We start from the raw sequence: 12512 nt of genomic DNA, 5'->3' as shown, positions 1-12512 counted from the left end.
GCCGGACTCCAGGATCCGGTGCGCCTCGCGCAGATGGGCCGCGTTGATCGTGCCGAGGTCCTGGGTGGCCGTGGTCCGCAGCCCACGGGTCGCGCCCCTTCTCACGTCCGTCGGACACATCGGTCCGCGGACCTCAGACGGCCTCGGCGTCGTCCAGTTCGAACCACACCGCCTTGCCCACCGCGTGGGCCCGCACCCCCCAGGCGTCCGCGAGGGACTGCACCAGGATCAGGCCTCTGCCGTGCGTGCCCTCGTCGGCGCTCGGCACGCGCAGCCTCGGCCTGCGGGCCACGAAGTCCCGTACCTCCACCCGTAGTCCGTGCGGTCCGACGGTCGCCGTGAGGACCGCGTCGTGGTCGGTGTGGATGAGTGCGTTGGTGACGAGCTCGCTGGTGAGCAGCTCCGCTATCTCCGATCGTCCGGGCCTGCCCCACTGCCGCAGCAGCTCGCGCAGGGCCCGGCGTGCCTCGGGCACCTCTTTCAGATCGGCGCGCCCGAGTCGGCGCCGAAGCTGTGGCGACCGCGCCTGCTCCATGGCGCTGTCGTCCTCGTCCTCCACTGTCCTGGCCGAGGAGGCCCCGATCGCCACAGGACCGCCCCCTCGTGCGTACCTCTTCATGACCCCCGCCCGCGTGCCGATGTCGGTTCCCCTCCTTGTCGAACACGTTCACGGGGATCCATGCCCTCTGGGACACGCGCCAGTCATGTCCAATCCTGGACGACCGGGTGTTCGGCCACGGATGCGGCCCTGCCCGTCGGGTAGATGACACCCTGGACCGAGCCGTCCGAGCGTCGAGGGAGCCGCCGTGCACGACGACCGACTGTTGGTTGAGGCCCGACTGGAGCGCGCGGTACGGCAGTTCGTGCAGCCCGCGCAGTACGCGGCGCGCGTGCCTCTGGCCCTGTCCGTGTGGCATGTGCCGGGCGAGCCGGTGCCGGTGGACCAGGCGCTGCAGGCCGCCTACGAGCCCTTCACGACCGGCACTCGGTGGGGAAAGCCCTGGTCGACGAGTTGGTTCCGGTTGACCGGACGGGTGCCCGAGGAGTGGGCGGGACGAACGGTCGAGGCGGTGATCGACCCCGGATTCACCGGCGACGGACCGGGTTTCCAGGCGGAGGGACTGCTGTACGACGCCGCCGGCGTCCCCCTCAAAGGTGTTCACCCGCGCAATCGCCACCTGACCCTCGGGACCCCGGCGGGCGGAGGCGAACCGGTGCATCTGCTCCTGGAGGCGGCCGCCAATCCGGCCGTACTGCACGGCTTCGAGCCTACGCACCTCGGCGACGTCCTGACCGCCGGCGATGCGCCCATCTACCGATTCCGGGCTGCCGACCTGGCCGTACTCGACGAAGAGGTGTGGCAGTTGGGCCTCGACATCGAGGTGTTGTCGGAGCTGATGCACGAGCTGCCGATGGACCGGGCGCGGCGGCACGAGGTGCTGCGCGCCCTGGAGGACATGCTCGACGCACTCGACCTGCACGACGTGTCCGGCACGGCGCCGGCGGCCCGTTCGGCGCTCGCGGACGTGCTGTCCCGGCCGGCGTCGGCGAGCGCGCACCGGGTCTTCGCGACCGGACACGCGCACATCGACTCGGCCTGGCTGTGGCCGCTGCGCGAGACGGTCCGCAAGGCCTCGCGCACCTTCGCCAACGTCACCGCGCTCGCCGCCGACTACCCCGAGCTGGTCTTCTCCTGCTCGCAGGCCCAGCAGTACGCGTGGGTGAAGGAGCACCAGCCGCACATCTGGGAGCGGATCAAGAAAGCCGTGCGGGAGGGCAACTGGGCGCCCGTGGGCTCGATGTGGGTCGAGTCGGACGCCAACATGCCCGGCGGCGAGGCACTGGCCCGCCAACTCGTGCACGGCAAAAGGTTCTTCGCCGAGGAACTGGGCACCGAGACCGAGGAGGTCTGGCTGCCGGACTCCTTCGGCTACACGGCCGCCTTCCCGCAGCTCGCGAAACTGGCCGGAATCCGTTGGTTCCTGACCCAGAAACTGAGCTGGAACCAGTCGAACCGGATGCCCCACCACACTTTCTGGTGGGAGGGCATCGACGGCACGCGCGTCTTCACCCACTTCCCGCCGGTCGACACGTACAACTCGCAACTGCACGGTCGCGAACTCGCGCACGCGGAACGCAACTTCGCCGACAAGGGCCGGGCGACCCGCTCCCTGGTCCCCTTCGGCTGGGGCGACGGCGGTGGCGGTCCGACCCGCGAAATGCTGGAGAAGGCACGGCGGTTGCGCTCCCTGGAGGGCTCACCGCGGGTCACGGTCGAGAAGCCGTCCGCCTTCTTCGCCGCCGCCGAGGAGGAGTACGGTCCCCAGGCGCCGGTGTGGTCCGGCGAGCTGTATCTGGAGCTGCACCGGGCCACGTACACCACCCAGGCCAAGACCAAACAGGGCAACCGACGCTCCGAACACGCCCTGCGCGAGGCCGAGTTGTGGTGCGCGACGGCGGCGGTGCGGGATCCCTCGTACGCCTACCCGTACGACGCCCTTGACCGGCTGTGGAAGACGGTGCTGCTGCACCAGTTCCACGACATCCTGCCCGGCTCCTCGATCGCGTGGGTGCACCGGGAGGCACGGGAGACGTACGCGCGCGTGCTGGCGGAGGTCGAGGAGATCACGGCCGCGGCGGTGACCGCGCTGGGGTCGGGCGGCGGCCCGAGCACTGGGTCGAGTGAGGGGCCGAGTGTCTTCAACGCCTCGCCGTACGCACGCACCGAGGTCGTGGGGGACGGTCTGGTGACCGTGCCCGGGCTGGGCAGCGCGCCGGTGCCGGACACGGCGGACGAGAGCGTCCGTGCCCAACGGGTGGGTGACACCCATGTGTTGGAGAACTCCCGGCTCCGGGTCACCGTCGACGCCCGCGGTCTTCTCACCTCGGTCCGGAACCTGGGCGTCGACCGCGAGGTGCTGTCCGGACCCGGCAATCTCCTCCAGTTGCATCCCGACCACCCCAACGCCTGGGACGCCTGGGACATCGACCGGCACTACCGGCGCCGGCACACGGACCTGACGGACGTCGAGTCGGTGGAGCTGGTGGCGGCCGGGCCGCTGCTCGCGGCGGTGCGGGTGACGCGGACCTTCGGGAAGTCGCGGATCACGCAGGAGATCCGGCTGGCCGCGGCCGGCCGCCGGGTGGACGTCGTCACGGACGTCGACTGGCAGGAGTCGGAGAAGGTGCTCAAGGCCGCCTTCCCGCTCGACGTGCACGCCGAACGCTCCACCGCGGAGATCCAGTTCGGGCACGTCCACCGTCCCACGCACGCCAACACGTCCTGGGACGCGGCCCGTTTCGAGATCTGCGCGCACCGCTGGATCCGGGTCGCGGAGGAGGGGTACGGCGTCGCGGTCCTCAACGACTCGACGTACGGCCACGACGTGACCCGCAGCCCGCACGCCGACGGCCTCGGCACGACCGTACGCCTGACCCTGCTGCGCGCGCCGCACAGCCCGGATCCGGAGACGGACCTGGGCCAACACCGGCTCACCTACGCGCTGTTGCCCGGTGGGGACGTCGTGCACGCGGTCGCCGAGGGGCTCGCCCTGAACCTGCCGCTGCGGGTGGCCGAGGGGCCGGTCGTGGCGCCGCTGGTGCGGGTCGACCACCCGGGCGTGACCGTCGAGTCGGTCAAGCTCGCGGAGGACCGGAGCGGCGATGTGGTCGTCCGGCTCTACGAGTCCCGGGGCGGCCGGGCGCGGGCCACACTGAGCGCCGGATTCCCGGTGGCCCGCGCCGAGGTGACGGACCTGCTGGAACGGCCGCTGCACGAGAGCGACTTGACCTTCGAACTGCGGCCGTTCCAGATCCTCACCCTGCGCCTGCGCCCGGAGTGACGCCCACCCGGCCTACTTCTTGGCCAGGCCCTTGGCGCCGATGTGGTAGATCTCGCGGCTGTCGCGGGCCATGTCGACGACGACCTTGGTGGTGCTGTTCTTGCTCCAGGTGAGGGTGACGACGGCCTCCGTGTACTTCTTCGTGGAGCCGTTGTCGGTGACCTTCCAGGAGAGCGGGACGTTCTGGGCGCGCAGGACGCCGTCGGCGTGCTCCCGGTCCTCCCAGGCGGACAGCTGCTTCTGGTAGGCGGCCGTCAGGTAGTGCCCCCGCAGCGTGTCGCCGAGGTCGCCGCTGCCCTCGTCGGTCACGGCGTCGATGTAGGCGCCGTAGAAGTCGGCGATGCGGGTGATGTTGTCGGACGGCGTCCCGCTGACGCTGCGCGGCGCTCCGGCGGAGGCCTGGGCCGTGATGCCGAGGCCGAGGGCCAGGGCGAGGCCGGCGGCCACGGTGGAACGGCGGGCGATGCTCTTCTTGCTGCTCATGTCTGTTTCCCCGTTTTTGGTCGTGCGTCGCTGATCGTGAGTCGCTGTCGTGCTCTGTGTGCGATGAGAGGTGCGGGGCCGCCCGCCCGACCCCCGTGCGGGAGGGCGGCCCCGGTCTGTGGTGGCGGTCAGTGGAGCTTGTTGACCGCGGTGACCGTCGTCTTCTTGAAGGCCTTCACGGGCGCGTCCGTGAGGTCGCCCATCTGGGCCCAGTTCACGACCGTGACCGTCTTTCCGTCCCGGCCGACCGAGACGAGACGGACGTCGCTGGCGCCCCAGGAGGCCTCGGTGTGCACGCCGTAGACGTGGGCGCCCTCTTCGACGGCGAGCGTCCCGTAGTCCTTGCCGGAGGCCTTGATGTCCGGGTCGGCGTCGAGCCGCGTCGGGCAGGACTTGAGGTCCTTGTTCAGCTTCGAGACCAGGGCCTTGGCCGCCTTGGTGTTCGCCAGGGTGACGGAGATCTGGCGGGCGTTCGTGTCCAGGTCGGTCCGGAAGTCACGGTGCCAGGCGTTCTTCTGGCCCGGCAGGGCCCGCAGGCAGGTGTCCCACTCCGTCTCCTCCGGCAAGCCGGCGGTGACCTTGTCGGCCGTCCAGGCGGAGCTGGGGTGCGGCGGCAGCTCCTTGGCCGCGAGGAAGCCGGGCGCCTTCGGAGCGGCGCTCGCCGGTGCGGCGAGTCCGGTACCGAGAGCGAGACCCGCGATGGCGAGTACGGTGAGCGCGCCGGCTCTGGTGCGCTTGGGCATGGGTGTCCCCCGTGGATGAGTGCATGGGTGTCGGAGTCGTACCGGCGGCGGATGGTCGGTCCGGCCCTGGTCGGTGCGACACCAAGAGCATCGGCCGTCACCTCGGCCGGCTGCAAGCGCCGACGCCCGATGCACCATGATGGAACCATCCCAGCCCATCTGACGTGCAGGTATATGGAGTGCCTGGGATACGGGTCCGAGCCTGGGATCCGACATATGACGGGGGTACGGTGTCGACTCGGGACGACGTCGAGGAGTTCGCGGCGCTGCTGCGCCTGCTGAAGGCGCGCACGGACCGGAGCTATGGCTCACTGGCCCGCCGGCTGAACATGAACACCTCCACGCTGCACCGCTACTGCGCGGGCGAAGCGGTGCCGACGGACTTCGCTCCGGTGGAGCGGTTCGCCGCGTTCTGCGCGGCGACGCCCGAGGAGCGGCACGAACTGCACCGCCTGTGGCTGCTCGCCGTGGCGGCCCGGCAGCGCCCGCGGGCCGCCGAAGCGGCGGCGGCCGAGGACACCGAAGTGATCGCGAGCGCCGAGGGCGGGCTGCCCGGACCGGGCTCCGCCCCCGCGCCGGCCCACCCCTGGTACGGCAAGCGCCGCATCCTGGTCGGCGCCGCCGCGGCCTCCGTCCTGATGCTCACGCTGGGCAGCCTGTCCGCCCTGTCGGACGACCGTCCCCCGGCCAAGTCGGCCAGTACGCCGGACACGTCCCGTACGACGGAGGCCGGCACCGCCACCCGCTCGGCGACCCCGAGCGGCAGCCCCTCCCCCAGCCGCTCGGCGTCGTCGTCGCCGTCGTCCGGCAAGAAGTCCTCGGCCTCCCCGACCCCCAAGAAGGAGGGTCCGACGGGCAAGGGCACCAACGGACCCGCCTCGGGCGGCAGTGGTACGCCGTTGACCTGGACGGCCGACGACCAGATCTGGGAGGGCACCTGCGGTCACGACTACGTCATCGACAAGCCCATCACCGAGGTCCCGCCGCCGCCGGCCCAGCAGGACGCCGGTGTGTGGGCGGCGACCCAGGGCGCGGTGCACGGGCGGCTGACCAAGGTGCAGATCACGGTGCAGGGACGGTCCTCGACCGCAGTGGTCCTCGAAGGCCTGCGGGTCCGTGTCGTCGGCCGCGCCGCCCCGATGGCCGGCATCGACTACGCCATGGACCAGGGCTGCGGCGGCGGACTCAGCCCCCGCTACTTCTCCGTGAACCTCGACAAGGACCGCCCCGTCGCCCACGCGCAGGCCGGCAACGACGGTGTCAACGGGACGGTTCTCCCGGCGGTGAAGTTCCCCTACAAGGTCTCCGCCCAGGACCCCGAGGTGCTGCTGGTCGACGCGACCACCTCGACCTGTGACTGCAGCTGGTACCTGGAGCTCGAATGGTCCTCCGAGGGCCGCACCGGCACGATCCGCATCGACGACCACGGCAGCCCGTTCCGTACCACCAGCGCCAAGGGCCTGCCGCGCTACTGGTACGGGACGAACGACGCCGGCGCCCGGGCGTGGGTGCCGACCGAGGGTTACTAGGAAGCGGTCGGACCGCCCTTACGGCCGGGGCACGTTGCGCAGGTTGGAGCGGGCCATCGTGAGCATGCGGCCGACGCCTCCGTCCAGGACGATCTTCGAGGCGGACAGGGCGAAGCCGGTCACCATCTCGGCGCTGATCTTCGGCGGGATGGACAGGGCGTTGGGGTCGGTGACGACGTCGACGAGGGCCGGGCCCTTGTGCTTGAGGGCGTCCTTCAGAGCCCCTGCCAGGTCCTTGGGCTTCTCCACCCGCACGCCGTAGGCACCGCAGGCGCGGGCCACGGCCGCGAAGTCGGGGTTCTTGTTGGTGGTGCCGTAGGAGGGCAGTCCGGCGACCAGCATCTCCAACTCGACCATGCCGAGGGAGGAGTTGTTGAAGAGGACGACCTTCACGGGGAGGTCGTACTGGACCAGCGTGAGGAAGTCCCCCATCAGCATGGAGAATCCGCCGTCCCCGGACATCGACACGACCTGCCGCTCCCGGTCGGTGAACTGGGCGCCGATCGCCATGGGCAGCGCGTTCGCCATCGAACCGTGGGAGAACGAACCGATCACGCGGCGGCGGCCGTTGGGGGTGATGTAGCGGGCGGCCCAGACGTTGCACATGCCGGTGTCGACGGTGAACACGGCGTCCTCGTCGGCGAGTTCGTCCAGTACGGAGGCCACGTACTCGGGGTGGATCGGGGTGTGCTTCTCGACCTTGCGGGTGTAGGCCTTGACCACGCCTTCGAGCGCGTCCGCGTGCTTCTTGAGCATCTTGTCGAGGAAGCGCCGGTTCTCCTTGGGCTTCACCCGCGGGGTCAGACAGCGCAGGGTCTCCTTCACATCGCCCCACACGGCCAGGTCGAGCTTGGAGCGGCGCCCCAAGTGCTCGGGCCTGACGTCGACCTGAGCGATCGTCACATCGTCGGGGAGGAAGGCGTTGTACGGGAAGTCGGTGCCGAGCAGGATCAGCAGGTCGCACTCGTGGGTGGCCTCGTAGGCGGCGCCGTAGCCGAGCAGACCGCTCATGCCCACATCGAATTTGTTGTCGTACTGGATCCACTCCTTTCCGCGCAGCGCGTGGCCGATGGGCGACTTGATCTTCTCCGCGAACTCCATCACCTCGGCGTGCGCGCCCGCCGTGCCGCTGCCGCAGAAGAGGGTGACCTTCTCGGCCCGGTCGATCAGGTCGACGAGCTTGTCGATCTCGGCGTCGCCGGGCCGGACAGTGGGCCGGGAGGTGACGAGGGCGGTCTCGACGGCCTTGTCCGGGGCGGGTTCGGCGGCGATGTCACCGGGGAGGGAGACGACGCTGACGCCCGACTGGCCGACGGCGTGCTGGATCGCGGTCTGCAGCAGCCGCGGCATCTGTTTCGGGCTGGAGATCAGCTCGCTGTAGTGGCTGCACTCGGTGAACAGCCGCTCGGGGTGGGTCTCCTGGAAGTAGCCCAGGCCGATCTCGCTGGACGGGATCTGCGAGGCGAGGGCGAGCACGGGGGCCATCGAGCGGTGGGCGTCGTAGAGACCGTTGATGAGGTGGAGGTTGCCGGGCCCGCAGGAACCGGCGCAGGCGGCGAGCTTCCCGGTGATCTGGGCCTCCGCGCCGGCGGCGAAGGCGGCGGTCTCCTCGTGGCGCACATGCACCCAGTCGATGGCGGAGTTGCGGCGGATCGCGTCCACGACCGGGTTGAGGCTGTCGCCGACGACTCCGTAGAGGCGTTTGACTCCGGCGCGGACGAGGATGTCGACAAACTGTTCGGCGACGTTCTGCTTGGCCATGGCTCTGGGCGCCCCTTAGGTCTCCGCTGGATCTCTGCGATCTGTCCGGTCCCCCTGGGTTCCATGAATTCACAGCCCGAAGCCTCACGCCTCCCAAACGGCCGCGGCGGTCCGGTCGTCCGCGTAACCCTTGACCCTGACTTGGGTGTCGGCGAGGAAGGCGGCGAGACCGGGTGCGCCGCCCCCGGACCACCGGCCGGTGAGATACCGGCACAGATCGGGCTCCCCGCGCAACGGCTCGGCCAGTCCGCCGGTGCACATCAGGAGCGTGTCACCCGGTTGGGCCACCGAGGCGCGGAAGCGGAAGGGTTCGTGGGGCGGCTCGGGGGCGGGCTCGTACGGGCTCGGCGGGGTCGGGATACCGAGGTCCATGGTGAGCCGGTCGCCCTCGGGCGTCTCGGAGGGCAGCGAGCCGAAGCCGACGACGGCGTCACCGGTGACATCGGTGACGCGCGGCTCGATGTCCTGCCACTCGCCGTCCCGGAGCCGGAAAAGTCCGCCGGAGCCGACGCCGAAGAAGACGCGCGTACGGCACTCGGGGTCGGCCGGCAGCAGCAGACAGCGCAGGGTCGCGGAGTACTCCTCCGGGTCGATGCCCTGCTCGGCGGCGCCCGCCCGGAGCTTGCCGAGGCTGCGGTCGGTCAGCCGGTGCAGCCCCGACTTCAGGTCACCGCGCCGGCCGGACCGGATGTCCTCCGCGAGCCGGGCATGGCTGCGGCCGACTGCCCGCCCGATCCAGTGGCAGGCCTCGGCGGCGGCCTGGTGCGCACCCGGAGTGGCCCGGGCACCGGTCGCCATCGCCACCAGCACCAGCGCGTGCTCGCCGGTGCCGAACCGGGCGGTGAGCAACGAGTCACGGCGCGGCTCGCCCCGGAACCGGGCGGAGTCCCCGCGCACGGACACGGCCCGCAGCGTGCAGGCCCCGTACCGGGCGCCGTCCAGCACGGTGTCCGCGACCAGATCGTCGAGGTCGTCCGGGTCGGCGAGCGGCAGGGCGGTGGGCTCGGCGTCGTAGGTGGGCGGTCCTGAGCCGACGTAGTCGACGTGGGGCGGGGGGAGGGTGGGGAGGTCCAGGTGGGTGGCGGTGCGGAGGACCGGGGAGGTGGAGGGGGCGGGCGGGGCGTCCTGGACGGCGGCGACGAAACCCGCCGGTGGGGGCCCTGGCGGGGTCGCGGGGGTGCCGGGCGGTGTGCGGGGTTCGGGAGGCGGTGCCGTGGGGGCCGGCGGGGCCGCCGACAAGGGCTCCGGCCTCTGGGGTGCGGCGAGCGGTGGTTCCCAGGGGACGCGGTCCCGGACGGGCTCCGTGCGAGGCGGCTCAGGGGTGTCGGCGAGCGCCGGACGCTGCGGGGGAACGCCGGTCCCCGCACGGTCACCGGCACTCCACGCCACGGCACCGGCACCGGCACCGGCACTCGCACCGCCATTGCCGGCGACACCGCCACCGGAACCCGCACCGCCATGGCCGCCGGCACCCGCGTCGGCGGTCTCACCGGAACCGTCCGTCACCGCTTCCGTCGCCGACGCGAAACGGTCGTCGAGGGAGTCGGCGGCGCCCGCCGGGCCCGTGTCCTCGGTGGCGTCGTCGTACAGCTGTCCCCACCAGTCGTCCTCGTGACCGGTGGGACTTCCCCCCTGCTGGCTCATGCCCCTAATTGTCCACCGCGCGGGCCGGATGAAAACGGGGCATCAGGAAAAACCGGCGCGACATGGCGCATCGAACGGCGTGTCGAGTTACCTGTCGAACAGTGATGCGGGAGTGGCGAGTTGAAGCCGCCGGACGGTTCCACCCCCCACGGGAGAACCGCCCGGCGACACCGAGGTGACCCGGGCCCGGATCCCCTGCGTGCCGGCGACACGTCTCGGGCCCGGATCACGTTCTGAGCGACCGCGTCCCGCCCCGCGCCTGCCGGACCGGCCTGATTGTGCCCCCGCACCCTGAAGACCAGCTGTGATCCAGGAATGCGTCCGCGGTGGCGCCACCTTGGCAGAGTGCCGGGTGGTACGGCGATGATGTGCGGAGGCGGGTTTGCGCCATGGCTGTTTTCCGCCATACGTGGGCACGCGCGAGGTTGGTTCGACGGGGAGGGCGACAGCTGATGCTGGGAGTACTGGGGCTGGACGAGACGCACGAGTCGGCGTACCGCGCCCTGGTGTCCGTGGGCGCCGCCGACGTGTCCGACCTGGCCCGGCGGCTGACGCTCGGCGAGCACGACACGGAACGCACCCTGCGCCGCCTCGAACGGCACGGGCTCGCCGCCCAGTCCTCGGCCCGCCCCGGCCGCTGGGTCGCCGCCCCGCCCGGCGTGGCCCTGGGCGCGCTCCTCACCCAGCAGCGGCACGAGCTGGAGAAGGCGGAACTGGCGGCCGCCCTGCTGGCCGAGGAGTACCGGGCGACGGCGGCCGAGCCCGCCGTGCACGACCTGGTCGAGGTGGTGATCGGCGCGGCGGCGGTCGCTCAGCGCTTCCTCCAGCTCCAGCTCGGCGCGAGCGAGGAGGTGTGCGCGCTGGTCACCGGCAATCCGGCCGTCGTCTCGGGCGTCGAGAACGAGGCGGAGGAGCAGGCGACCGATCGGGGCGTGGTCTACCGGGTGGTGGTCGAGCGGTCCGTCCTCGACCTGCCGGACGGCATGACCGAGTTGTCCGCCGCGCTCGCCCGCGAGGAGCGGATCCGGGTGGTGGAGCGGGTGCCGACCAAGCTGGTGGTGGCCGACCGGACGACCGCCCTGGTGCCGCTCACCTCGCACACCGCGGAGCCCGCCGCGCTGGTCGTGCACGCGAGCGGGCTCCTGGAACTGCTCTCCGGCCTGTTCGAGTCGGTGTGGCGGGAGGCCCTGCCGCTGCGCCTCGGCACGTCCGGGGTCACCGAGGAGCAGCCGGACGGCCCCGACACCACCGACCTGGAGGTGCTGTCTCTCCTCCTGGCCGGCCTGACCGACGCGAGCGTCGCCAAACAGCTCGACCTGGGCCTGCGGACCGTGCAGCGCCGAGTGAAGCGCCTGATGGAACTGACCGGCGTGACGACCCGCCTCCAGCTGGGCTGGCACGCGTACGAACGGGGCTGGGTGACCAGGGACGGGTCCTTCTGACCGGGAATCACCCGATCGTTCCGGTCCCGGGCCGTCTGCCCCTCCCCGGCCAGGCCTGATCTGCGGCTTCGTCTCCCCTCCGGCACTCTGGTCAGATGGGAGTGTGGGACCTCCTGCTGGTCGGCCTGGTCCTCCTGCTCGGCCTGTGTGGAGTACTCGTGCCCGGGGTGCCGGGATCGTGGCTCGTATGGGCCGCGGTTCTGTGGTGGGCGCTGAAGGACCCGCAGCCGGTGGCATGGGGCGTACTGGTGGGCGCCACCATCGCGCTCCTCGTCTGCCAGGTGGTGCGCTGGATGCTGCCCCCGAGACGGCTGCGCGCGAGCGGCGCCACCCCCCGGATGGCGGTGTACGCGGGCACCGGTGCGCTCCTGGGCTTCGTCCTGATCCCCGTACTGGGCGCGATACCCGGCTTCATGGGCGGCATCTACGTCGGCGAACGGCTCCGCCTGGGCGGCCACGGCGAGGCGCGGGCGGCACTGCGGACGGCGATGCGCTCGGGCGGCTCCAGTGTGCTGGCGGAGCTGTTCACCTGCCTGCTGATCGCGGGGGCATGGCTGGGGGCGGTGATCTGGGGCTGACGGCACGCCCCGCCCGCTGTACCGGACGTAGTCCCCCGGTCCTGGTCCGTGCGGCCGATGTGCGGACCGGCGCCGGGTGCTTGGCTTGCTGCCATGACCGAATTCAGCGAGGCGGAGCGTACGTATCTGAGGTCGCAGCGGCTGGGCCGGCTGGCCACCGTCGACCCGCACGGGCAGCCGCAGGCGAACCCGGTCGGCTTCTTCCTCCAGGACGACGGCACCGTCCTGATCGGCGGCTACGCGATGGGCGCCACCAAGAAGTGGCGCAACCTCCTGAAGAACCCGAAGGTCGCCCTGGTCGTCGACGACATCGCGAGCCTGCGCCCGTGGCGGGTACGCGGCGTGGACATCCGCGGCGAGGCCGAACTCCTCACCGGCCCGCACGAGTTGGGCCCGCACTTCAGCGAGGAGGTGATCCGCGTCCACCCACGCCGGATCCACAGCTGGGGCCTGGACGAGGTGCACGCGGAGGACTGAGGCAGACCTTCGA

General features: G+C 71.5%; 10 protein-coding genes. 5 read left to right on the top strand and 5 right to left on the bottom strand.

The window, feature by feature from the left end; all coding sequences use genetic code 11:
- Positions 1-133 precede the first annotated feature (133 nt).
- On the bottom strand, positions 134-535 hold the full coding sequence (locus tag ACWDR3_RS06915) for an ATP-binding protein (RefSeq protein WP_450351414.1): 402 nt from the start codon (positions 533-535) through the stop codon (positions 134-136).
- 271 nt (positions 536-806) lie between these two features.
- On the opposite strand from ACWDR3_RS06915, the gene ACWDR3_RS06910 reads away from it, so the two are divergent.
- Positions 807-3842: an alpha-mannosidase gene (locus ACWDR3_RS06910; protein WP_450351407.1), complete on the top strand. Its 3036-nt coding sequence runs from the start codon at positions 807-809 to the stop codon at positions 3840-3842.
- 12 nt (positions 3843-3854) lie between these two features.
- Here the strand turns inward: ACWDR3_RS06910 and ACWDR3_RS06905 are convergent, their stop codons facing one another.
- Together ACWDR3_RS06905 and ACWDR3_RS06900 are read right to left on the bottom strand one after the other, a co-directional pair.
- Positions 3855-4325 (bottom strand): hypothetical protein, encoded by a 471-nt coding sequence (locus ACWDR3_RS06905; RefSeq protein WP_450351406.1) that lies wholly within the window; start codon positions 4323-4325, stop codon positions 3855-3857.
- A 128-nt stretch (positions 4326-4453) separates the two neighbouring features.
- Positions 4454-5068 (bottom strand): hypothetical protein, encoded by a 615-nt coding sequence (locus tag ACWDR3_RS06900; RefSeq protein WP_450351405.1) that lies wholly within the window; start codon positions 5066-5068, stop codon positions 4454-4456.
- 230 nt (positions 5069-5298) lie between these two features.
- Between ACWDR3_RS06900 and ACWDR3_RS06895 the strand changes: the two genes are divergently transcribed.
- Positions 5299-6597 (top strand): helix-turn-helix domain-containing protein, encoded by a 1299-nt coding sequence (locus ACWDR3_RS06895; protein ID WP_450351404.1) that lies wholly within the window; start codon positions 5299-5301, stop codon positions 6595-6597.
- 18 nt (positions 6598-6615) lie between these two features.
- Here ACWDR3_RS06895 and ACWDR3_RS06890 read toward each other — a convergent pair whose 3' ends face one another.
- Together ACWDR3_RS06890 and ACWDR3_RS06885 are read right to left on the bottom strand one after the other, a co-directional pair.
- Positions 6616-8358 (bottom strand): pyruvate dehydrogenase, encoded by a 1743-nt coding sequence (locus tag ACWDR3_RS06890; RefSeq protein ID WP_450351403.1) that lies wholly within the window; start codon positions 8356-8358, stop codon positions 6616-6618.
- An 84-nt stretch (positions 8359-8442) separates the two neighbouring features.
- Positions 8443-10002, bottom strand: a complete 1560-nt coding sequence (locus ACWDR3_RS06885; protein WP_450351402.1) for a protein phosphatase 2C domain-containing protein — start codon at positions 10000-10002, stop codon at positions 8443-8445.
- Between the two features lie 452 nt (positions 10003-10454).
- On the opposite strand from ACWDR3_RS06885, the gene ACWDR3_RS06880 reads away from it, so the two are divergent.
- The 3 genes from ACWDR3_RS06880 (at position 10455) to ACWDR3_RS06870 (ending at position 12499) form a co-directional block, all read left to right on the top strand.
- The gene (locus tag ACWDR3_RS06880; protein WP_450351401.1) at positions 10455-11444 is read left to right on the top strand and encodes a helix-turn-helix domain-containing protein; all 990 of its coding nucleotides are present in this window, start codon (positions 10455-10457) and stop codon (positions 11442-11444) included.
- A gap of 95 nt (positions 11445-11539) precedes the next feature.
- A complete protein-coding gene (locus ACWDR3_RS06875) occupies positions 11540-12022 on the top strand; it encodes a DUF456 domain-containing protein (RefSeq protein WP_450351400.1) in 483 nt (160 codons plus the stop codon).
- Positions 12023-12115: 93 nt separating this feature from the next.
- Complete coding sequence (locus ACWDR3_RS06870; RefSeq protein ID WP_450351399.1) at positions 12116-12499, top strand: PPOX class F420-dependent oxidoreductase; 384 nt, start codon at positions 12116-12118, stop codon at positions 12497-12499.
- The last annotated feature ends 13 nt before the right edge of the window (positions 12500-12512 follow it).

Source organism: Streptomyces sp. NPDC001002 (assembly GCF_053599215.1).
This window is presented reverse-complemented; position numbering and strand designations above follow the sequence as displayed.